Annotated in this window: 26 protein-coding genes; 10 read left to right on the top strand and 16 right to left on the bottom strand. The window is 59.9% G+C overall.

Features of this window, described 5'->3' with window-relative positions; genetic code table 11:
• Positions 1–12: 12 nt before the first annotated feature.
• The 11 genes from hisC to ACUN0G_RS18145 form a co-directional block, all read right to left on the bottom strand.
• Positions 13–1,065 (bottom strand): histidinol-phosphate transaminase, encoded by a 1,053-nt coding sequence (gene hisC, locus ACUN0G_RS18195; protein ID WP_445573950.1) that lies wholly within the window; start codon positions 1,063–1,065, stop codon positions 13–15.
• Between the two features lie 3 nt (positions 1,066–1,068).
• Complete coding sequence (hisD, locus tag ACUN0G_RS18190; RefSeq protein ID WP_017477720.1) at positions 1,069–2,394, bottom strand: histidinol dehydrogenase; 1,326 nt, start codon at positions 2,392–2,394, stop codon at positions 1,069–1,071.
• Positions 2,395–2,521: 127 nt separating this feature from the next.
• Entirely contained in the window at positions 2,522–3,157 is a 636-nt protein-coding gene (gene hisG, locus ACUN0G_RS18185; protein WP_003188599.1) for an ATP phosphoribosyltransferase, read from the bottom strand.
• Between the two features lie 246 nt (positions 3,158–3,403).
• Positions 3,404–4,669: a UDP-N-acetylglucosamine 1-carboxyvinyltransferase gene (gene murA / locus ACUN0G_RS18180; RefSeq protein WP_010170568.1), complete on the bottom strand. Its 1,266-nt coding sequence runs from the start codon at positions 4,667–4,669 to the stop codon at positions 3,404–3,406.
• A gap of 23 nt (positions 4,670–4,692) precedes the next feature.
• Positions 4,693–4,932: a BolA family protein gene (locus ACUN0G_RS18175; protein WP_010170570.1), complete on the bottom strand. Its 240-nt coding sequence runs from the start codon at positions 4,930–4,932 to the stop codon at positions 4,693–4,695.
• Positions 4,933–5,046: 114 nt separating this feature from the next.
• Entirely contained in the window at positions 5,047–5,352 is a 306-nt protein-coding gene (locus ACUN0G_RS18170) for an STAS domain-containing protein (protein WP_010170571.1), read from the bottom strand.
• A complete protein-coding gene (locus tag ACUN0G_RS18165) occupies positions 5,349–6,002 on the bottom strand; it encodes an MlaC/ttg2D family ABC transporter substrate-binding protein (RefSeq protein WP_017477723.1) in 654 nt (217 codons plus the stop codon). The genes ACUN0G_RS18170 and ACUN0G_RS18165 overlap by 4 nt, the downstream gene beginning before the upstream one ends.
• A gap of 11 nt (positions 6,003–6,013) precedes the next feature.
• The gene (mlaD, locus tag ACUN0G_RS18160) at positions 6,014–6,481 is read right to left on the bottom strand and encodes an outer membrane lipid asymmetry maintenance protein MlaD (RefSeq protein ID WP_010170575.1); all 468 of its coding nucleotides are present in this window, start codon (positions 6,479–6,481) and stop codon (positions 6,014–6,016) included.
• Entirely contained in the window at positions 6,481–7,278 is a 798-nt protein-coding gene (gene mlaE / locus ACUN0G_RS18155) for a lipid asymmetry maintenance ABC transporter permease subunit MlaE (protein WP_003216131.1), read from the bottom strand. The genes mlaD and mlaE overlap by 1 nt, the downstream gene beginning before the upstream one ends.
• Positions 7,278–8,087 (bottom strand): ATP-binding cassette domain-containing protein, encoded by an 810-nt coding sequence (locus ACUN0G_RS18150; RefSeq protein ID WP_003216128.1) that lies wholly within the window; start codon positions 8,085–8,087, stop codon positions 7,278–7,280. Before ACUN0G_RS18150 ends, mlaE begins: the two co-directional genes overlap by 1 nt.
• 24 nt (positions 8,088–8,111) lie before the next feature.
• A complete protein-coding gene (locus tag ACUN0G_RS18145; protein WP_445573949.1) occupies positions 8,112–8,333 on the bottom strand; it encodes a hypothetical protein in 222 nt (73 codons plus the stop codon).
• Between the two features lie 46 nt (positions 8,334–8,379).
• On the opposite strand from ACUN0G_RS18145, the gene ACUN0G_RS18140 reads away from it, so the two are divergent.
• The 10 genes from ACUN0G_RS18140 to ACUN0G_RS18095 all read left to right on the top strand — a co-directional run bounded on the left by ACUN0G_RS18140 (position 8,380) and on the right by ACUN0G_RS18095 (position 15,429).
• On the top strand, positions 8,380–9,354 hold the full coding sequence (locus ACUN0G_RS18140) for a KpsF/GutQ family sugar-phosphate isomerase (protein WP_076014424.1): 975 nt from the start codon (positions 8,380–8,382) through the stop codon (positions 9,352–9,354).
• The gene (locus ACUN0G_RS18135; RefSeq protein WP_445573948.1) at positions 9,355–9,879 is read left to right on the top strand and encodes a KdsC family phosphatase; all 525 of its coding nucleotides are present in this window, start codon (positions 9,355–9,357) and stop codon (positions 9,877–9,879) included.
• 8 nt (positions 9,880–9,887) lie between these two features.
• Positions 9,888–10,460: an LPS export ABC transporter periplasmic protein LptC gene (gene lptC / locus ACUN0G_RS18130; RefSeq protein ID WP_063027162.1), complete on the top strand. Its 573-nt coding sequence runs from the start codon at positions 9,888–9,890 to the stop codon at positions 10,458–10,460.
• On the top strand, positions 10,447–11,019 hold the full coding sequence (lptA, locus tag ACUN0G_RS18125; RefSeq protein ID WP_023659193.1) for a lipopolysaccharide transport periplasmic protein LptA: 573 nt from the start codon (positions 10,447–10,449) through the stop codon (positions 11,017–11,019). The genes lptC and lptA overlap by 14 nt, the downstream gene beginning before the upstream one ends.
• Positions 11,019–11,744 carry an LPS export ABC transporter ATP-binding protein gene (gene lptB / locus ACUN0G_RS18120; protein ID WP_003216119.1) on the top strand — a complete coding sequence of 242 codons (726 nt, stop codon included), beginning with the start codon at positions 11,019–11,021 and terminating at the stop codon, positions 11,742–11,744. Before lptA ends, lptB begins: the two co-directional genes overlap by 1 nt.
• Positions 11,745–11,928: 184 nt before the next feature.
• Positions 11,929–13,422: an RNA polymerase factor sigma-54 gene (locus tag ACUN0G_RS18115; protein WP_026078000.1), complete on the top strand. Its 1,494-nt coding sequence runs from the start codon at positions 11,929–11,931 to the stop codon at positions 13,420–13,422.
• A 75-nt stretch (positions 13,423–13,497) separates the two neighbouring features.
• Positions 13,498–13,803, top strand: coding sequence for a ribosome hibernation-promoting factor, HPF/YfiA family (gene hpf, locus ACUN0G_RS18110; protein WP_003216115.1), 306 nt, complete (start codon positions 13,498–13,500; stop codon positions 13,801–13,803).
• A gap of 12 nt (positions 13,804–13,815) precedes the next feature.
• Positions 13,816–14,280, top strand: a complete 465-nt coding sequence (gene ptsN, locus ACUN0G_RS18105; RefSeq protein ID WP_017477730.1) for a PTS IIA-like nitrogen regulatory protein PtsN — start codon at positions 13,816–13,818, stop codon at positions 14,278–14,280.
• A 2-nt stretch (positions 14,281–14,282) separates the two neighbouring features.
• The gene (gene rapZ, locus ACUN0G_RS18100; RefSeq protein ID WP_258348003.1) at positions 14,283–15,140 is read left to right on the top strand and encodes an RNase adapter RapZ; all 858 of its coding nucleotides are present in this window, start codon (positions 14,283–14,285) and stop codon (positions 15,138–15,140) included.
• A gap of 16 nt (positions 15,141–15,156) precedes the next feature.
• The gene (locus ACUN0G_RS18095; protein WP_258348005.1) at positions 15,157–15,429 is read left to right on the top strand and encodes an HPr family phosphocarrier protein; all 273 of its coding nucleotides are present in this window, start codon (positions 15,157–15,159) and stop codon (positions 15,427–15,429) included.
• A gap of 38 nt (positions 15,430–15,467) precedes the next feature.
• Here the strand turns inward: ACUN0G_RS18095 and ACUN0G_RS18090 are convergent, their stop codons facing one another.
• From ACUN0G_RS18090 to ACUN0G_RS18070, 5 genes are read right to left on the bottom strand one after another with little or no spacing between them, the layout of a single operon-like run.
• Positions 15,468–16,361 carry a ZIP family metal transporter gene (locus ACUN0G_RS18090; RefSeq protein WP_445573947.1) on the bottom strand — a complete coding sequence of 298 codons (894 nt, stop codon included), beginning with the start codon at positions 16,359–16,361 and terminating at the stop codon, positions 15,468–15,470.
• Positions 16,362–16,392: 31 nt separating this feature from the next.
• On the bottom strand, positions 16,393–17,004 hold the full coding sequence (locus ACUN0G_RS18085; RefSeq protein ID WP_076014428.1) for a superoxide dismutase: 612 nt from the start codon (positions 17,002–17,004) through the stop codon (positions 16,393–16,395).
• 1 nt (position 17,005) lies between these two features.
• The gene (locus ACUN0G_RS18080) at positions 17,006–17,449 is read right to left on the bottom strand and encodes a hypothetical protein (protein WP_063027153.1); all 444 of its coding nucleotides are present in this window, start codon (positions 17,447–17,449) and stop codon (positions 17,006–17,008) included.
• Between the two features lie 27 nt (positions 17,450–17,476).
• Positions 17,477–18,853, bottom strand: a complete 1,377-nt coding sequence (locus tag ACUN0G_RS18075; RefSeq protein ID WP_076014429.1) for a class II fumarate hydratase — start codon at positions 18,851–18,853, stop codon at positions 17,477–17,479.
• Positions 18,846–19,241, bottom strand: a complete 396-nt coding sequence (locus tag ACUN0G_RS18070) for a hypothetical protein (protein WP_010170602.1) — start codon at positions 19,239–19,241, stop codon at positions 18,846–18,848. The genes ACUN0G_RS18075 and ACUN0G_RS18070 overlap by 8 nt, the downstream gene beginning before the upstream one ends.
• Between the last annotated feature and the right edge of the window lie 53 nt (positions 19,242–19,294).

The following is a 19,294-nucleotide window of genomic DNA, read 5'->3' as shown; positions in this document are numbered from 1 at the left end:
CTTCAGTGTGGCTTAGAGCTCGCCCAACGCTTCAATCAGCGCCTGGTTCTGCTCCGGCGTGCCAATGCTGATCCGCAGGAACTGGGCAATCCGCTCCTGCTTGAAGTGCCGCACAATCACCCCTTGTTCCCGCACTTTGGCTGCCAGTCCGGCGGCGTCGTGCCGTGGGTGCCGGGCAAAGATGAAGTTGGCCGCAGACGGCAACACTTCAAACCCTTTGGCCTGCAGCTGCGCCACCAGTTTTTCACGGCTGTCGATCACCAACTTGCAGGTGTTCTGGAAGTATTCGCGGTCTTCAAAAGCGGCGGCCGCACCGACAATCGCCAGGCGATCCAGCGGGTAGGAGTTGAAGCTGTTCTTGACCCGCTCCAGCGCCTCGATCAGATCCGGGTGGCCCACGGCCAGGCCCACCCGCAAACCGGCCAGGGAGCGCGACTTGGAGAGGGTTTGGGTGACCAGCAGGTTCGGGTAACGGTCCACCAGACTGATAGCAGTTTCGCCGCCGAAGTCGATATAGGCTTCATCCACTACCACCACCGAGTCCGGGCTGGCCTTGAGGATTTGCTCCACGGCGTCCAGCGCCATCACGCAGCCGGTCGGCGCGTTCGGGTTGGGGAAGATGATCCCGCCGTTGGGCCTGGCGTAGTCCGACACGCGGATCTGGAACTCCTCATCCAGCGGCACGGCGTCGAAGGCAATGCGGTAAAGGCCGCAGTACACCGGGTAGAAGCTGTAGCTGATGTCCGGGAACAGCAGCGGCAAGTCGTGCTGGAACAAACCGTGGAAGATGTGCGCCAGGACTTCATCGGAACCGTTGCCGAGGAACACCTTGCCCGCGTCGATCCCGTAATACTTCGCTACCGCCTGCTTAAGCAGGTCGCTGTTGGGGTCCGGGTACAAACGCAGGTTGTCGTTCAGCTCGGCCTGCATGGCTGCCAACGCTTTGGGCGATGGGCCGTAGGGGTTTTCATTGGTGTTGAGTTTCACCAGCTTGGTCAGCTTCGGTTGCTCACCGGGCACGTAAGGCACGAGATCCTTGACGAGCGGGCTCCAGAATTTGCTCATGTTTCAGTTCCCCTGCTTATCGTCAACGATACGGTATTCGGCACTGCGGGCGTGGGCGGTCAGCGACTCGCCACGGGCCAGCACGGAAGCGGTCTTGCCCAACTCCGACGCGCCCTGTGGCGAGCAGAAGATGATCGACGAGCGCTTCTGGAAGTCATACACACCCAACGGCGAGGAGAAACGCGCGGTGCCCGAGGTCGGCAACACGTGGTTGGGGCCGGCGCAGTAGTCGCCCAGGGCTTCGCTGGTGTGGCGGCCCATGAAGATCGCGCCGGCGTGACGAATCAGCGGCAGCCAGGCTTGTGGGTCGGCGACAGACAACTCCAGGTGCTCCGGTGCGATGCGGTTGGCCACTTCGATGGCTTGTTCCATGTCGCGCACCTGGATCAGGGCGCCACGGCCATTGATCGACTTCTCGATGATCTCGGCGCGCTCCATGGTCGGCAGCAGTTTGGCGATGCTGGCAGCGACCTTGTCCAGGAATTCGGCGTCCGGGCTGACCAGGATCGCCTGGGCGTCTTCGTCGTGCTCGGCCTGGGAGAACAGGTCCATGGCGATCCAGTCCGGGTCGGTCTGGCCGTCACACACCACGAGGATTTCCGAAGGACCGGCGATCATGTCGATGCCGACCTGGCCAAATACATGGCGCTTGGCCGTGGCCACGTAGATGTTGCCCGGGCCAACCACCTTGTCGACCTTCGGCACGCTTTCGGTGCCATAAGCCAAGGCCGCCACGGCTTGGGCGCCACCGATGGTGAACACGCGATCAACGCCCGCGATGCAGGCCGCTGCCAGCACCAGTTCGTTGATTTCGCCGCGCGGCGTAGGCACCACCATGACCACTTCGGTCACGCCGGCCACCTTGGCCGGAATCGCGTTCATCAGTACCGAGGACGGGTACGACGCTTTGCCGCCCGGCACGTACAGGCCGGCACGGTCCAGCGGCGTGACCTTCTGGCCCAGTACGGTGCCGTCGGCCTCGGTGTAGCTCCAGGAATCCTGTTTCTGTTTCTCGTGGTAGCTGCGCACCCGCGCGGCCGCCACTTCCAGGGCTTCGCGCTGGGGCGCGGTGATGCGGGTCAAGGCCAGTTCCAGGCGTTCGCGGGGCAGGATCAGGTCGGCCATGGAGGCAACGTCCAGGCCATCGAACTGCCGGGTGAAATCCACCAGCGCCGCGTCACCGCGCTCGCGCACGGCCTTGATGATGTCGAGCACCCGCTGGTTGACCGTATCGTCGGACACGCTTTCCCAGCTCAGCAGATGATCCAGATGATGGGCGAAATCCGGGTCGGCAGCGTTGAGTCGGGCAATTGCAGTGGACGTGGTCATAGCGAGGGCCTCAATAGAATTGGCAAAAACTCAGGCGCCCTAAATTAGCAGTCGTTTCCGCTTGGGCACCTGAGAATTCTGGCTATGAGGCGGATAGACGGGCGCGGCTTAGGGCCGCGCGGGTGAGTCAACCGCGGTGTCGAGACTCCACTGCCTTGCGCAGGGTGTCGATCAACGCCTGGATACGGGCGTGCTGCATTTTCATCGACGCTTTGTTGACGATCAGACGGGAGCTGATGTCGGCGATAAAGTCCTGGGGTTCCAGGCCGTTGGCGCGCAGGGTGTTGCCGGTGTCGACCACGTCGATGATCTTGTCGGCCAGGCCGATCAGCGGTGCCAGCTCCATCGAGCCGTAAAGCTTGATGATGTCGACCTGGCGGCCTTGCTCGGCGTAGTAACGCTTGGCAACGTTGACGAACTTGGTCGCCACCCGCAGGCGGCCTTTAGGCTCGACGTCACCGACACGGCCGGCGGTCATCAGCTTGCACAGGGCAATACGCAGGTCCAATGGCTCGTACAGGCCCTGGCCGCCGTATTCCATCAACACGTCTTTGCCCGCGACGCCGAGGTCGGCCGCGCCATGCTCAACGTAGGTTGGCACGTCGGTGGCACGCACGATCAGCAGGCGAACGTCGTCCTGGGTCGTGGGGATGATCAGCTTGCGGCTCTTGTCCGGATTCTCGGTTGGCACGATGCCCGCTTCAGCCAGAAGCGGCAAAGTGTCGTCAAGGATGCGGCCCTTGGACAGTGCGATGGTCAACATGGGAAACGTCAGTCCTTCATCAGGCTATTGCTGTCCGGTCGCAATCGGCGCCAGACACAGATCGAGGCCATTACAGCCTCGATTTGAAACAAATCAGTTAACAGCATACATCGTCCTGTGGCGAGGGAGCTTGCTACCGCTGGGGCGCGAAGCGGCCCTGGTCTTTGTTTAAAAGACTGTGACTGCTGCGCAGTCCAGCGGGAGCAAGCTCCCTCGCCACAATAACCGTGTTTGCAGTTCCTGGAACTAGCCCGGTACGCGGCGGATTTTCGCGCCGAGCATCTGCAGCTTCTCTTCGATGCACTCATAACCACGGTCTATGTGGTAGATGCGGTCGATCAGGGTGTCGCCGTCAGCGCACAGCGCCGAGATCACCAGGCTGGCCGAGGCACGCAGGTCGGTAGCCATCACTGGCGCGCCCTTGAGCTTCTCGATGCCGGTCACGATGGCAGTGTTGCCTTCGACCTGGATCTTGGCGCCCATGCGGTGCAGCTCGTACACGTGCATGAAGCGGTTTTCGAAGATGGTCTCGATCACAGCGCCGGTACCTTCGGCAATCGCGTTCAGGGAAATGAACTGCGCTTGCATGTCGGTCGGGAACGCCGGGTACGGAGCGGTACGCACGTTAACGGCTTTTGGCCGCTTGCCGTGCATGTTCAGCTCGATCCAGTCTTCGCCGGTGGTGATCTCGGCGCCGGCTTCCTTGAGTTTTTCCAGGACGGCTTCAAGGATGGTCGGATCAGTGTCCTTGACCTTGACGCGGCCACCGGTCACGGCAGCAGCCACCAGGTAGGTACCGGTCTCGATGCGGTCGGGCATCACTTTGTAGGTGGCCGAATGCAGGCGTTTCACACCTTCGATGGTGATCGTGTCGGTGCCGGCGCCGGTAATGTTGGCACCCATGGCGATCAGGAAGTTCGCCAGGTCGACCACTTCCGGCTCGCGCGCGGCGTTTTGCAGAACGCTGCGGCCGTTGGCCAGGGCTGCGGCCATCATGATGTTCTCGGTACCGGTCACACTGACGGTATCAAAGAAGAAGTTCGCGCCACGCAGGCCGCCTTCCGGCGCCTTGGCCTTGATATAGCCGCCTTCGACGTCAATGGTTGCACCCATGGCTTCGAGGCCACGGATGTGCAGGTCCACCGGACGCGAACCGATGGCGCAACCGCCAGGCAGTGCGACTTCGGCTTCGCCGAAACGGGCAACCATCGGGCCCAGTACCAGGATCGAGGCGCGCATGGTTTTCACCAGCTCGTACGGTGCGATCAGGGTCTTGATGGTGCGCGGGTCGATTTCGACGCTGAGTTTCTCGTCGATCACCGGCTCGATGCCCATGCGACCGAACAGCTCGATCATGGTGGTGATGTCGTGCAGGTGCGGCAGGTTGGCCACGGTAACCGGGCCATCGCACAGCAAGGTCGCTGCCAGGATCGGCAGGGCGGAGTTCTTCGCCCCTGAAATACGGATCTCGCCATCAAGACGAGCACCGCCGGTAATAATCAATTTATCCATAAGAATCTCGACGCCTTGGGGGCTCAGGTGCGCTCGGCCCAGGCCGCGCGGCTGAAAAATTTCATAGTGACCGCATGGATGCTGCCATCGGTGATCCACGGGTTCAAATGGGCATAGATCTGCTGTTGACGCTTGACCGGGCTCAATGCCGCCAGTTCATCGCTAATCACGTTCAGCTGGAAGTTGCAGCCTTCGCCCTCAACTTCAACATTAGTTTGGGGCAGCTTTCCTTCAAGGAAGCTTTTAACTTCTAGGGCCTGCATGATCAACCTCTATGGGCGCCCAGTGCGCGCGGGTCGCACATCATACAAAAAAGCCCCGCGCCTGCGAACCCCGCATAGCAGGACTCTGACGGGGGGCTTCTTTAATAATGTGTATTAAGGATGCGCCAACAGCTCGGTCAGACCGGAAACCTCAGCGATTTCACGCATGTCTTCGGGCAACGCACGGATGCTCACCGGCTTTTTGACGGCCTGTGCATCACGCATGAAACACAGCAGCAGCGACAAGCCGACACTGCTGGACTTCACCACCGCCGAGCAATCCAGCACCAGCGCGGACGCAGTGCTGGCATTGATCAGCGCTTGGCCCTGCTTGCGCAGGGCTGGCCCGGTGCTGTAATCCAGCACGCCGCTGAGCAGCAACTCACCGGACTCGCCAAGGCGAATGGCCGACTCGGTCATTGGGCAGGCTTCCCGGCAGCTTTGTCGGTTTCTTCCTTGGCCTTGGCCACTTCACCGGCCCAACCATTGATGGTTTTGTCCAGGTCGTTGCCATTGCGCTGCATGGCGTCCGCGAACTGGTCACGGAACAGCTTGCCAATGTTGATACCGTTGATCACGACGTTACGCAGTTTCCACTCGCCATTGATCTTCGTCAGGGTGTAGGACACCGGATATACCGCGCCATTGGTGCCCTTCACGGTCATGCCGACTTCGGCACGGTCACCGGTTTCGGACTTCGGTGCATCAACCGTAATGCCCTGGTTGTTGTACTCGAGCAATGCGTTGCCATAGAACTGGAACAGGCCGCGCTTGAAGTTCTCCTGGAAGCGGGTCATCTGCTCCGGGGTCGCCTTGCGCGAGTACTTGACGGTCATGATGCTTTTGGAAATGCCTTCAGCATCCACCACAGGCCCGACAATCGTGTTCAGCGCGTTATAAAACTGACTCGGGTCTTGCTTGTACTTTTCCTTGTTGGCGCTCAGGTCAGCCAACATCTTGTTGGTGGTGTCCTGCACCAGGTCATGTGCAGAGCCGCCGGCAGCGGCGTTAGCCATCAACGGCAGTGCCGCGAGCAGTACCAACAGGCCACGTCGCAAAGTAGAGATCATCAACACATTCCTCATTTGGCGTCTTTATTGACGGTATTGAGCAGGAATTTACCGATCAAGTCCTCCAGCACCAACGACGACTGTGTGTCATGAATGGTCGAACCATCCTTGAGCAGAGCTGTTTCCCCGCCCACGCTGATGCCGATGTACTTCTCGCCCAGCAAGCCAGCGGTGAGGATAGACGCGGTGGAGTCAGTCGGCAGGTTATCCACCTTCTTGTCCACTTGCATCGTCACTCGGCCGGTGAAGCTGTCGCGGTCCAGATCGATCGCCGTGACCTTGCCGATGGTTACACCCGCCATGGTCACTTTAGCTCTGACAGTCAAACCGGCGATATTGTCGAAGTAGGCGTAAAGTTTATAAGTATCGGCGGTGGGGCTGGCCGATAGGCCGCTGACTCGCAGGGCGAGCAACAGTAAAGCCAGGATGCCAGCCAGCAAGAAAAGGCCGACACCGATTTCCACAGTGCGGTTTTGCATCAGAAATCTCCAAACATCAAGGCGGTCAAAATGAAGTCAAGGCCCAGTACCGCCAGCGAGGCGTACACAACGGTCTTGGTGGTGGCGCGACTGATCCCTTCTGAGGTGGGCTCACAGTCATAGCCTTGGAATACGGCGATCCAGGTCACTACAAAGGCGAAGACGATGCTTTTAATGATGCCATTTAGCACGTCGCCGCTGAAGGTCACGCTGTTTTGCATGTTGCCCCAGTAGGAACCGTCGTAGACGCCCAACCAGTCAACGGCCACCCATGAACCGCCCCAGATCCCGACCACGCTGAATACCATCGCCAGCAGTGGCAGGGAGATGAAGCCGGCCCACAGGCGCGGGGCAACAATGTACTTGAGTGGATCGACGCCGATCATTTCCAGGCTGGACAGCTGCTCGGTGGCCTTCATGTTGCCGATTTCGGCCGTCAGCGCAGAACCTGCGCGCCCGGCAAACAGCAGCGCTGTCACCACCGGGCCCAACTCACGCAACAGCGTCAGCGCAACCATCTGCCCTACCGCTTGTTCGGAACCGTAGCTGGAAAGGATATTGAAGCCTTGCAGCGCCAGCACCATGCCGATGAATACCCCGGAGACCACAATGATCACCAGGGACATCACACCCACGGAGTGCAGTTGCTTGATCAGCAGGCCAAAACCGCCGCCAATACCGCCGCGGCCAAGCAACGCATGAAACAGGAAAATCGTCGAACGGCCCAGCACACCGATGATATCGATGCCGGAGCGTCCGAAAAGGCGAACCTTTTCGAGTAAGGATGTCTTGCGCATCAGCGCTTCCCCAGAAGATCTGAGCGGTAGTCCGCTGCCGGAAAGTGAAAAGGCACCGGGCCATCGGGATCGCCGGTCATGAATTGGCGAATGCGCGGGTTATCAGCGTTCATCAGCTCTTCAGGCGTGCCCTGCCCCAACACCTGGCCATCGCCCACGACATAAAGGTAGTCGGCAATGCTCGCGGTCTCGGCTAGGTCGTGGGAGACCACGATACTGGTGATGCCCAGTGCGTCGTTGAGCAGGCGGATCAGGCGCACCAGGACACCCATGGCGATCGGGTCCTGACCAACGAAAGGCTCGTCGTACATGAGAATTTGCGGGTCGAGGGCAATGGCACGCGCCAGGGCAACACGACGCTTCATGCCACCAGACAACTCGTCGGGCATCAAATCGATGGCACCGCGCAGCCCGACGGCCTGCAATTTCAGCAACACAATGTCACGAATCATCTCATCGGACAGCTGCGTATGCACCCGCAGCGGGAAGGCTACGTTCTCGAAAACGTCGAGATCGGTAAACAACGCACCGCTCTGGAACAACACGCCCATGTGCTTGCGCGCATCGAACAGGTCGCTGCGCGAGAGCGTTGGCAGATTCTGGCCATTGACCCAGACTTCACCGGCGGACGGGCGCAATTGCATGCCCATCAGGCGCAACAGCGTCGTCTTGCCGCAACCGGAAGGCCCCATGATGCCCGTGACTTTGCCGCGGGGAATGCGAATATCCACATTATTGAAGATGCTGCGCGTACCGCGCTTGAAGGAAAGACCCTTCAGCTCGACCGCGTAGGCGTTATCGGCACTCATCTAAACTCCTTGGGATGCAGCCTTTCACTCAGACACCTTGTTTTCGACAAATGCTTGCGCCGAATAGACAAAAAGGCTGCGCGGACCGAACTGGCGGCGAACTATATCACTGCTGGTACAGCGCCCCCAAGGCCGGAACAGAGCTTGTTCAGAAACAGGACAGCTAAAAAAACCTTGCTGAGGTTCAATCTCAACCACGGGTGTAATGAATAAAGCCTGACGAACTTGCGTGAGGGAATTGATCATTACCGCTATAATCGCCGACTTTTCGTCAGGCTATACGATTTCAGACATGAGCCAATCCAGCGACCTTATCCAATCCGCACAACGCACCATCCGCCTTGAGCTCGAAGCCGTAGAAGGCTTGCTGGCCCATATCGACGCGGATTTCGTACGCGCATGCGAGATGATTCTGGCCAGCAAAGGCCGCGTTGTCGTGGTCGGCATGGGCAAATCCGGGCATGTTGGCAACAAGATCGCCGCCACCCTGGCGAGCACCGGGACCACCGCTTTTTTCGTACACCCCGCCGAAGCCAGCCATGGCGACATGGGCATGATCACCCGGGACGACATCATCCTGGCACTGTCCAACTCCGGCACCACCAACGAAATCGTGACCCTGCTGCCGCTGATCAAGCGCCTGGGCATCCAGCTGATCAGCGTGACCGGCAACCCGGATTCAACGCTGGCCAAAGCCGCCGAAGTGAATTTGAACGTGCACGTTGCCCACGAGGCCTGCCCACTGAACCTGGCGCCGACCTCCTCCACCACCGCTGCTCTGGTGATGGGCGACGCGCTGGCCGTGGCCCTGCTGGAAGCCCGCGGGTTTACCGCCGAAGACTTCGCATTTTCCCACCCGGGTGGCGCCCTGGGCCGTCGACTGCTGCTTAAAGTGGAAAACGTGATGCACGCCGGCGACGAGCTGCCACAAGTCGCGCGCGGCACCCTGCTTAAAGATGCCTTGATGGAAATGACCCTCAAGCGCCTGGGCATGACCGTGATCCTGGAGTCCGACGGGCGCCTGGCCGGGGTTTTCACCGACGGTGACCTGCGCCGCACCCTGGACCGCAACCTCGACATCCAGACCGCCACCATCGACGAAGTCATGACGCCCCACGGCAAGACCGCACGCCCTGACATGCTCGCGGCCGAAGCGCTGAAGATCATGGAAGACCATAAAATTCTGGCGCTGGTGGTGGTCGATAGCGACGACCGCCCGGTAGGCGCCCTGAACATGCACGATTTGCTGCGTGCAGGAGTGATGTAAATGACCACCGACCTGTTGCAACGGGGCAAGCACATCAAGCTGGCGATTTTCGACGTCGACGGTGTGCTGACGGATGGCCGCCTGTACTTCCTGGAAGACGGCAGCGAATTCAAGACGTTCAACACCCTCGACGGCCAGGGCATCAAGATGCTGATGGCGGCCGGCGTGCAAACCGGCATCATCAGCGGTCGCAAGACGCCAGTTGTGGAACGCCGCGCACAAAACCTGGGGATTCCTCACCTGTATCAGGGCCGCGAGGATAAACTGGTGGTTCTGGACGAGCTTCTTGGCCAACTCAACCTAAGCTATGAGCAGGTTGCGTACCTGGGTGACGATTTACCCGACCTGCCGGTGATTCGCCGGGTCGGCCTGGGCATGGCCGTGGCCAATGCCGCGGCGTTCGTTCGCGAACACGCCCATGGTGTAACCAGCGCCCGTGGCGGCGAAGGCGCCGCCCGTGAGTTCTGCGAACTGATTCTGCGCGCCCAAGGCAGCCTTGAAGCGGCCCACGCCGCCTACCTATAGAGCGTTTTATGCTGAGTAAAAAGATTCGCAATTTCCTGATACTTGCAGTCATCGCCGCGGTTTTTCTCGCGGTCGGCTATTGGAATATCAGCCCGGAGCGCTTTCTCGACAAGCCGGTTGCACAGGTTGACGAGAGCGCTATCGACTATTACGCCATCAACGCCCACAGCATTCAGTACCTGCCGGATGGCAAGGTTCAGTATGAAATGACCTCCGATAAGGTCGAACACCTGAAGGCATCCGAGGTCACCTTATTGACCAAGCCGGACATGAACCTGTATCGCGGTGCTGAATTTCCGTGGCACGTCACCAGCGAGCGTGGCGAAGTCAACCCGGACGGCACCCAAGTGGAATTGATTGACTCGGTTCGCGTAGCCCGTACCGACGCCAAGGACCGCGAGACCATTATTACCAGCAGTCGCATGACCGTATTCCCACAGAAGCAATATGCGCAGACCGAGCAAGACGTTAGAATTGACGGCGCTGGCGGTGTATCGACTGGCAAGGGAATGAAAGCGTATTTGAAAGAAAGCAGGATACACCTGCTATCGAACGTAAGAGGACAGTATGAGGCTCGTTAAAACCCTCCCTATTTTGCTCGGCCTGGGCGCAGCACTGGGAAGCGTGAGCGCCTGGGCTCTGCCGAACGATAGCCAGCAACCGATCCACATTCAGGCTGACGATGCGCAGCTGGATGACAAGCAAGGTATCGCGACCTACACCGGCAGCGTGATCATTACCCAAGGCTCGATGAAGGTGACGGGTAATACCGTGACACTGACTCGCACCCCGGCAGGCGATATCGACGTGGTCACTTCGGTCGGCAACCTGGCGTACTTCGAACAACTGCAGAAAGTCGGCGACCCTACACCGGTCAAAGGCTACGGCAAGACGATCCAGTACCACGCCCAGCAAAACCGTATCGTGCTGATCGACCAGGCCCGCGTCATCAATGACGGCAACACCACCGACGGCGAAAAAATCGTCTATGACACGGTGAAGCAGATTGCCCAGGCCGGTCGTGCCACCGGTTCGAAAATCAGCACGCCGAAGCCGCGTATCGACATGGTTATCCAGCCGAAGCAGAAACCGGGCGCAGCCCAGCCGGCGCCGAAACCCGACGCGAAGAAGGCGAATTAATGGCAACCCTGAAAGCCCAGCATCTGGCCAAGGCCTATAAAAGCCGTCAGGTCGTGCGCGACGTCAGCCTGTCGATCGACAGCGGGCAGATCGTCGGCTTGCTCGGCCCCAACGGTGCCGGCAAGACCACCTGCTTCTACATGATCGTCGGCCTGGTACAGGCCGATCAAGGCCGCGTCCTGATCGACGACCTGGACGTGAGCCACCAGCCTATGCACGGTCGTGCGCAGGCAGGTATCGGCTATCTTCCCCAGGAAGCATCGATCTTCCGCAAGCTGTCGGTGTCCGACAACATCATGGCCATCCTCGAGACCCGCAAGGAACTCGACCGCGCCGGGCGCAAGAAAGAGCTGGAAAGCCTGCTGCAGGAATTCCACATCAACCACATTCGCGACAACCTCGGCATGAGCCTTTCCGGCGGCGAGCGTCGTCGTGTGGAAATCGCCCGCGCCCTGGCCACTGCGCCGAAGTTCATCCTGCTGGACGAACCCTTCGCCGGTGTCGACCCGATCTCGGTCGGTGACATCAAGCAGATCATCCATCACCTCAAGGCCAAGGGCATCGGTGTATTGATCACCGACCACAACGTCCGCGAGACCCTCGATATCTGCGAAACCGCCTATATCGTGAACGATGGACAGCTGATTGCCGAAGGTGACTCCGCCACTATCCTGGCCAACGAACTGGTTAAGGAAGTGTATCTGGGTCACGAGTTCCGCCTGTAAACACGGTGGTATCAGGCCATTCGCCATGGAGCGCGGTAGTCAATAAAAACCTCAGTATTTTTATTGTTACCGCGCTCTAGGCAAAGCCCCCGATATCAGGCATATAATTTGCTTATGTTTGGCGCTCACGCGCCCTGTCGTGGATGGCGCATTGCGCCGGCGAATAAGGTGTTAAGCCCCTGCCATGAAACCATCGCTAGTCCTGAGAATGGGCCAGCAGCTGACGATGACACCGCAGCTGCAACAGGCCATCCGCCTGCTCCAATTGTCGACCCTGGACCTGCAACAGGAAATCCAGGAGGCCCTGGAGTCCAATCCGATGCTCGAACGCCAGGAAGAAGGCGACGACTTCGATAATGCAGACCCGCTGGCCGACAACATCGAGCAAAAGCCCAACCCCGACGTACAGGAACCCTCCTACCAGGAAACCGCCCCTACGGTGGATAACCTTGAGGAAGGCGAATGGAACGAACGCATTCCCAACGAGCTTCCCGTGGACACCGCCTGGGAAGACGTCTACCAGACCAGCGCCAGCAGCCTGCCGAGCAATGATGATGACGAGTGGGATTTCACCACCCGCACGTCCGCCGGCGAGAGCCTGCAGAGCCATTTGCTCTGGCAACTGAACCTGGCCCCGATGTCCGACACCGATCGCCTGATCGCCGTGACCCTGATCGATTGCATCAACAACCAGGGCTACCTGGACGAGACCCTTGAGGAGATCCTTGAGGCCTTCGATCCGGAACTGGACATCGAACTGGACGAAATCGAAGCCGTCCTGCACCGCATCCAGCAATTCGAGCCCGCCGGCATCGGCGCACGCACCCTCAGCGAGTGCCTGTTGCTGCAACTGCGCCAATTGCCGGCCAAGACTCCTTGGCTCGCCGAAGCTCAGCGCCTGGTTACCGACTACATCGACCTGCTGGGCAGCCGCGACTACAGCCAGCTGATGCGCCGCATGAAGCTCAAGGAAGATGACCTGCGCCAGATCATCGAGCTGGTGCAGAGCCTCAACCCACGCCCGGGCTCGCAGATCGAGTCCAGCGAAGCCGAATACGTCGTGCCCGACGTCATCGTGCGCAAGGACAATGAGCGGTGGCTGGTGGAGCTGAACCAGGAATCGGTGCCACGCCTGCGGGTCAATCCGCAATACGCAGGTTTTGTGCGCCGCGCCGACACCAGCGCCGATAACACCTTCATGCGTAACCAACTGCAGGAAGCCCGCTGGTTCATCAAGAGCCTGCAAAGCCGCAACGAAACCCTGATGAAAGTCGCCACCCAGATCGTCGAGCACCAGCGCGGCTTCCTGGAATACGGCGACGAAGCGATGAAGCCGCTGGTACTGCACGACATCGCCGAAGCGGTGGGCATGCACGAATCAACGATTTCCCGGGTGACCACGCAAAAATTCATGCATACCCCACGGGGTATATATGAGCTGAAATACTTTTTCTCCAGCCACGTCAGCACCTCCGAAGGCGGCGAATGCTCGTCCACGGCGATCCGCGCGATCATCAAAAAACTGGTTGCCGCGGAAAATCAGAAAAAGCCGTTGAGTGACAGCAAGATCGCTGGTTTACTGGAGGCACAAGGCATTCAGGTCGCCCGTCGAACCGTCGCCAAGTACCGCGAGTCCCTTGGGATCGCGCCTTCCAGCGAGCGTAAGCGTTTGATGTGACGGGCGGGCCATAGCGTTCCAGTGGCGGGTATTCCTACCCGCCGCTTTATGCACTGGCAACGAAGGAGAAGCTGTATGCAAGTCAACATCAGTGGACACCATGTAGAAGTCACCCCTCCATTGCGCGAATACGTCGAGCTGAAGCTGAAGAAGCTTGAGGGCCATTTCGACAAGATCACCAACGTGCAGGTCATCATGAAGGTCGACAAGCTTCAGCAGAAAATCGAAGCGACACTTCAGATACCTGGTGGCGAAGTGGTCGCCAATGCCGAACATGAAGACATGTATGCATCAATCGACTTGCTCACAGACAAGCTTGACCGCCAACTTAAAAAGCATAAGGAAAAGCAGCAGAGCCTTCTTCAAGGCACTGGCCGCTAACACTCCCCACCCATGATCCGACTTGAAACCATCCTGACCCCCGGCCGTTCCCTCGTGAACGTGCCGGGCGGCAGTAAAAAGCGCGCCCTCGAACAAATTGCCAACCTGATCGGCCGCGAAGTGCCCGAAATGGATACGCAAGCTGTGTACGAGGCCCTGATTGCCCGTGAAAAGCTCGGCTCGACCGGCTTTGGCAACGGCATCGCCATTCCTCACTGCCGCCTGCAAGGCTGTGAGTCTCCAGTCAGCGCCCTGCTGCACCTGGACGCCCCTATCGATTTCGACGCCATCGACGGCGCCCCGGTTGACCTGCTGTTTGTACTGCTGGTCCCCCAAGCCGCCACCGATGCGCACCTGGAACTGCTTCGGCAGATCGCCAGCATGCTCGACCGCAAAGAAGTTCGCGACAAACTGCGCAGCGCCCCCAGCAATGAGGCGCTGTACCAGGTCGTCCTGGATGAACAAAACGGGCAGTAATCATGCGTTTGATCATCGTCAGCGGCCGTTCCGGCTCAGGTAAAAGCACCGCTCTCAATGTTCTTGAGGACAACGGCTTCTATTGCATCGACAACCTGCCCGCTGGCCTGCTGCCTGAACTGGCGGAACGCGCACTGATTCATACCGAGTTGGCTCAACCGCTGGTCGCCGTTTCGATCGACGCCCGCAACCTGCCCAGCCACCTCACCCGCTTCCCGGAACTGCTCGAAGAAGTACGGGCCAAGCACATCCATTGCGATGTGCTGTACCTGGACGCCGATGAAGAGACGCTGCTCAAGCGCTTCTCCGAAACCCGTCGCCGCCACCCGCTGAGCAGCCCGCATCGTTCCCTGGCCGAAGCCATCGAGGACGAGACCAAACTGCTGGGGCCGATCATTGACCTGGCCGACCTCAAGATCAACACCACCAACCTGAACCTGTATCAACTGCGGGATGCGATCAAGCTGCGCCTGCTGAATCAGCCGGAGCCGGGCACCGCTTTTCTGGTGGAGTCGTTTGGCTTCAAGCGCGGCATGCCGGTGGATGCCGACCTGGTGTTTGATGTGCGCTGCCTGCCCAACCCGTACTGGAAGCCGGAACTGCGCGATCAGTCGGGGCTGGACAAACCTGTGGCCGATTACCTGGCGGCGCAGCCGGATGTTGAGGAAATGTTCCAGGACATCTCCAGCTACCTGCTCAAGTGGCTGCCGCGTTTTGCGGCCAGCAATCGGGCTTACGTCACCATCGCCATTGGCTGCACCGGCGGCCACCACCGTTCCGTCTACCTGACCGAACGCCTGGGCCAGGTGCTGCAACAAACCCTCAAGAACGTCCAGGTTCGCCACCGCGACCTCAGCTGAAAGGAACACCTCCGCGATGCCCGCTCTGGAAATTGAAATCATCAACAAGCTGGGCCTGCACGCCCGGGCCTCGGCCAAGTTCGTCGGCGTCGCCGGGCAGTTCCCTTGCCAGATTCGCGCCGGGCGCACTCCCGAAACCATGGTCGACGGCAAAAGCATCATGGCCATGATGATGCTCGCTGCGGGCAAGGGCACGAAGATTCATCTGAAGACCGAAGGCGAGCAAGAGCAGGAAGCGATGGATGCGCTGGTGAAGTTGATCAATAACTACTTCGACGAAGGCGAGTAAACCCGCCTTCCTGTGACCGAGTGAAGCCGGATGCGGCTTCACCCCAATGCCGTATCCATCACCATCATCAAACAGAACCCGATACACAGCCCCAAGCTGGCGAGCTTGTCATGGCCATTGCGCCGCGACTCGGGAATGACTTCGTGAGTCACCACCAACAGCATTGCCCCGGCCGCCAGTGCCAGCCCCAACGGCAACAGCACCTCCGCCAGGCTTACCAGCCAGGCACACAGCACCGCAAACACCGGTTCCACCAGGCCTGACGCCGCACCGATCAGGAACGCCTTGACCCGCGACATCCCTGCCCCGGCCAATACCAACGCAATCACCAGACCTTCCGGCACATCCTGCAAGGCAATGCCCATGGCCAGGCTGTCAGCATCAGGCATGCCGCCGCCCGCCGAGACCCCCACCGCCATGCCTTCGGGAATGTTATGGGCAATGATGGCGAACACAAAGAGCCAGATGCGCGGTGGTATCACCGGATGTTCCGGACTGCCCACCAGCATTTCCGGGCTGGCGCCGGAGACCTTGCGATCTACCAGATACAGCCCGAATGCGCCCAGCATGATGCCGAAGCTGATCAAGCCGCTGGCGGCCCAAGCCGTCAGGCCGAGGCTTTCAGCCGCCGCGATACCCGGCACGATGAGCGAAAACGCCGTCGCTGCCAGCATCACCCCGGCACCGAAGCCAAGCAGCGTGTCGCTCACCGCCAACGGCATCCGGCGGATCACCAGTACCGGCACGGCGCCCAAGGCGGTGCCAAGCGCGCAAATCGCACCACCTTGCAAGGCCCGCAGGATGCGGGGTTCCAGGTCAAGCCAGGCCAGCCCTTGGGCCACCAGCAATGCAGTTCCTGCCAATAGCAGCAGCGAGCCAAACGCATAACGAAACATCCGCACGCTGCTGATCGCCAGTGTTTCAGTGCCCATAGTCGGCCTTAGATCTTGTTATGGAGGAGTTTCAGCCCAGCGCCGCCTGGTAGCGTCCGGCAACTTCCGGCCAATTGATGACGCTGTAGAACGCATTGATGTATTCCGGACGACGGTTCTGGTACAGCAGGTAGTAAGCGTGTTCCCAGACGTCCAGGCCGAGGATTGGCGTATTGCCGTTCATCAGCGGGCTGTCCTGGTTGCCGCTGCTTTCCACCACCAGGGTCTTTTGCGGGGTCACGCTCAACCACGCCCAGCCACTGCCAAAACGGGTCAAGGCAGCTTTGGTGAACGCTTCTTTGAACGCATCGAAACCGCCCAACTGTTCATCGATGGCTTTGCCCAGCGCACCATCCGGTTTGCCGCCGCCTTTGGGCGACATCACTGCCCAGAACAACGAGTGGTTAGCGTGACCGCCGCCCTGGTTGATCACCGCCGCCCGCAGCTTTTCCGGCAGTTGCTGGACGCTGGACACCAGCTTCTCCACCGGCCAACCGGCAAACTCGGTGCCTTCGACAGCCGCGTTTAGGTTATTGATGTAGGTCTGGTGGTGCTTGGTGTAGTGGATCTCCATGGTTTGCGCATCGATATGCGGTTCAAGGGCATCGTAGGCGTAAGGCAGGGCCGGCAAGGTGTAGGACATATCAATGAGCTCCATAAAAAGGGCTGTTGCGGGTCGACGCATCCGATGGCGCCACGTTGCTGCCCAGCAGGCGGTGGGTACGTGGGTACTCACCGTGATCGCTGATGAAATTCAGCAGTTCGACGTAGGTCTTGCTGCTCTGGCGCAGGGCCGCCTCCCGCAATTGCGGGTTCAGGCGTGTGTCCTGCATGGTCTGCAACAAGCGCTGGTGAATGGCGCAGAGGTATTCCGCGCTTTCTTCCGGCTGGTTCAGGCGCAGATGCAGGTCGGCCAGGTTGTGATGAGAAATGACGCAAGCCGCCACCGCTTCGTCGGCATCCGCCCAGCGCTCAAACAACACTTGAGCCAGGGCCAGGGCTTGCAGATAGGCCTCGCGGGCATCTACCAGCTCGCCCGCCATAAAGCAGCGATTGGCCCGTTCGATCGTGCGTTTCCAGTGCTCCATGGTGAGCCTCCAAAGCAGGGTCGGTGATTACACGCCGCCGGCCGTGAGCTTTTCCGGATCCAGCAGGATTTCCAGTTGGCTGCGGGGCAGGTCGGTGTGTTCGAGCGCCACGTCAATCACCGGGCGGCCTTGTTGATAGGCCTTCTTGGCGATTTCGGCGGCCTTTTGGTAACCGATGATCGGGTTGAGTGCGGTCACCAGGATCGGGTTGCGTGACAGCGCTTCCTTGAGCTTGGCTTCGTTGACCTTGAAGCTGGCGATGGCCTTGTCGGCCAGCAGGCGGCTGGAGTTGGCCAGCAATTCCAGGCTGCTGAGCAGGTTCTGGGCAATGATCGGCAGCATCACGTTGAGTTCGAAGTTGCCGGACTGGCCGGCGATGGTGATCACCGTGTCATTGCCGATGACTTGTGCGGCAACCATGGCGGTAGCTTCCGGGATCACCGGATTGACCTTGCCCGGCATGATCGAGGAGCCCGGTTGCAGGCCTTCCAGCTCGATCTCACCGAGGCCGGCCAACGGGCCGGAGTTCATCCAGCGCAGATCATTGGCGATTTTCATCAAGGACACGGCGGTGGTCTTGAGCTGCCCCGAGACTGCGACGGCGGTGTCCTGGGAGCCGATCAGGGCAAACAGGTTCTTGCCCGGAGTGAACTGGACGTGGGTCAGATTGCTCAGTTGCTGGCTGAAACGCGCCGCAAACTCCGGATGCGCATTGATCCCGGTGCCGACGGCAGTGCCGCCCTGGGCCAGCGCCTGCAAACTTGGCAGCAGGTCTTGCAGGTGGCCGATATTGGCCTTGAGCTGCTGCGCCCAGCCATTGAGTACCTGGCTCATGCGCACCGGCATCGCGTCCATCAGGTGAGTGCGCCCGGTCTTGACGAAGCGGTGCACCTCTTCGGCCTTGTGCTCGATCACCTGTACCAGGTGCAGCAGCGCCGGCAGGGTTTGCTCATGCAACACCAGCGCTGCGCTGACGTGAATGGTGGTCGGGATGATGTCGTTGCTGCTTTGGCCGCAGTTGACGTGATCGTTGGGGTTGACCGGCTCCCCCAGCAAGCGGCTGGCCAGGGTCGCAATCACTTCGTTGGCATTCATGTTGGAGCTGGTGCCGGAGCCGGTCTGGAAGATATCCACCGGGAAGTGCTGCATGAAGTCGCCTTCCAGCAAGCCTTGGGCGGCATCAACGATGGCCTTGCCCTGGGCTTCGCTCAGTTGTTTCAGCTCGACGTTAGCCTTGGCCGCCGCAGCCTTGGCCAGGATCAGCGCACGAATGAACTGCGCCGGCATGCGCTGGTGGCTGATGGGAAAGTTGTTCACCGCACGCTGGGTTTGCGCGCCATACAGGGCCTCGGCGGGCACTTGCAGTTCGCCCATGCTGTCGCGTTCGATACGGGTGTTACTCATCGGAAGATCCTTGCACCAAGTCGGAGTGAGAAATGGATGGAAGCAATTCGCAGGTCGCCAATTGCCAGGCAAAGGTCTGCCAGCGCTTGAGGCGGCAGGCACAGTGGGACAGTTTTTCCAGGTCGCGCAACGGGCGCCAGGCCTGGTCCAGGCACATGGACCGCCAGTGCCAGGGCAAGGCGATGTCGGAGGCGGTGTCGAGCAGCAAGCGGAATGAGGTTTCGCCGATAGTCCACGGGTGGGTCGCGGTGCAACAGGCGAGGTACCGGCCTTCGGCCAGGTAATGTTCGATCAGGCGGGGCTCGTCGGGATCAAGGCCGCAGCGAATCTGACGACTCATCCAACGCCAGCTTTCCAGGTAGGGATCCTCATGCAGGACAGAACTCATGATCCACACTCATTCGGTAATGATATTTATTATTAAATGATATTGAGAATCAA

Source organism: Pseudomonas sp. 32A (genome assembly GCF_052682255.1).
The sequence above is the reverse complement of the archived record's forward strand: the minus strand, read 5'-3'. Positions and strand labels throughout refer to the sequence as shown.

What these genes read in the sequence shown, in the direction of transcription:
- hisG (WP_003188599.1), bottom strand. Translation starts at nt 3,157, where the DNA reads ATGTTGACCATCGCACTGTCCAAGGGCCGCATCCTTGACGACACTTTG.
- ACUN0G_RS18080 (WP_063027153.1), bottom strand. Translation starts at nt 17,449, where the DNA reads ATGGAGCACTGGAAACGCACGATCGAACGGGCCAATCGCTGCTTTATG.
- ACUN0G_RS18075 (WP_076014429.1), bottom strand. Translation starts at nt 18,853, where the DNA reads ATGAGTAACACCCGTATCGAACGCGACAGCATGGGCGAACTGCAAGTG.
- ACUN0G_RS18070 (WP_010170602.1), bottom strand. Translation starts at nt 19,241, where the DNA reads ATGAGTTCTGTCCTGCATGAGGATCCCTACCTGGAAAGCTGGCGTTGG.
- mlaD (WP_010170575.1), bottom strand. Translation starts at nt 6,481, where the DNA reads ATGCAAAACCGCACTGTGGAAATCGGTGTCGGCCTTTTCTTGCTGGCT.
- mlaE (WP_003216131.1), bottom strand. Translation starts at nt 7,278, where the DNA reads ATGCGCAAGACATCCTTACTCGAAAAGGTTCGCCTTTTCGGACGCTCC.
- ACUN0G_RS18145 (WP_445573949.1), bottom strand. Translation starts at nt 8,333, where the DNA reads ATGATCAATTCCCTCACGCAAGTTCGTCAGGCTTTATTCATTACACCC.
- ACUN0G_RS18095 (WP_258348005.1), top strand. Translation starts at nt 15,157, where the DNA reads ATGCCCGCTCTGGAAATTGAAATCATCAACAAGCTGGGCCTGCACGCC.
- ACUN0G_RS18165 (WP_017477723.1), bottom strand. Translation starts at nt 6,002, where the DNA reads ATGATCTCTACTTTGCGACGTGGCCTGTTGGTACTGCTCGCGGCACTG.
- ACUN0G_RS18175 (WP_010170570.1), bottom strand. Translation starts at nt 4,932, where the DNA reads ATGCAGGCCCTAGAAGTTAAAAGCTTCCTTGAAGGAAAGCTGCCCCAA.
- lptA (WP_023659193.1), top strand. Translation starts at nt 10,447, where the DNA reads ATGAGGCTCGTTAAAACCCTCCCTATTTTGCTCGGCCTGGGCGCAGCA.
- ACUN0G_RS18135 (WP_445573948.1), top strand. Translation starts at nt 9,355, where the DNA reads ATGACCACCGACCTGTTGCAACGGGGCAAGCACATCAAGCTGGCGATT.
- ptsN (WP_017477730.1), top strand. Translation starts at nt 13,816, where the DNA reads ATGATCCGACTTGAAACCATCCTGACCCCCGGCCGTTCCCTCGTGAAC.
- ACUN0G_RS18150 (WP_003216128.1), bottom strand. Translation starts at nt 8,087, where the DNA reads ATGAGTGCCGATAACGCCTACGCGGTCGAGCTGAAGGGTCTTTCCTTC.
- ACUN0G_RS18090 (WP_445573947.1), bottom strand. Translation starts at nt 16,361, where the DNA reads ATGGGCACTGAAACACTGGCGATCAGCAGCGTGCGGATGTTTCGTTAT.
- ACUN0G_RS18170 (WP_010170571.1), bottom strand. Translation starts at nt 5,352, where the DNA reads ATGACCGAGTCGGCCATTCGCCTTGGCGAGTCCGGTGAGTTGCTGCTC.
- lptC (WP_063027162.1), top strand. Translation starts at nt 9,888, where the DNA reads ATGCTGAGTAAAAAGATTCGCAATTTCCTGATACTTGCAGTCATCGCC.
- ACUN0G_RS18140 (WP_076014424.1), top strand. Translation starts at nt 8,380, where the DNA reads ATGAGCCAATCCAGCGACCTTATCCAATCCGCACAACGCACCATCCGC.
- hpf (WP_003216115.1), top strand. Translation starts at nt 13,498, where the DNA reads ATGCAAGTCAACATCAGTGGACACCATGTAGAAGTCACCCCTCCATTG.
- lptB (WP_003216119.1), top strand. Translation starts at nt 11,019, where the DNA reads ATGGCAACCCTGAAAGCCCAGCATCTGGCCAAGGCCTATAAAAGCCGT.
- hisD (WP_017477720.1), bottom strand. Translation starts at nt 2,394, where the DNA reads ATGACCACGTCCACTGCAATTGCCCGACTCAACGCTGCCGACCCGGAT.
- rapZ (WP_258348003.1), top strand. Translation starts at nt 14,283, where the DNA reads ATGCGTTTGATCATCGTCAGCGGCCGTTCCGGCTCAGGTAAAAGCACC.
- ACUN0G_RS18085 (WP_076014428.1), bottom strand. Translation starts at nt 17,004, where the DNA reads ATGTCCTACACCTTGCCGGCCCTGCCTTACGCCTACGATGCCCTTGAA.
- hisC (WP_445573950.1), bottom strand. Translation starts at nt 1,065, where the DNA reads ATGAGCAAATTCTGGAGCCCGCTCGTCAAGGATCTCGTGCCTTACGTG.
- ACUN0G_RS18115 (WP_026078000.1), top strand. Translation starts at nt 11,929, where the DNA reads ATGAAACCATCGCTAGTCCTGAGAATGGGCCAGCAGCTGACGATGACA.
- murA (WP_010170568.1), bottom strand. Translation starts at nt 4,669, where the DNA reads ATGGATAAATTGATTATTACCGGCGGTGCTCGTCTTGATGGCGAGATC.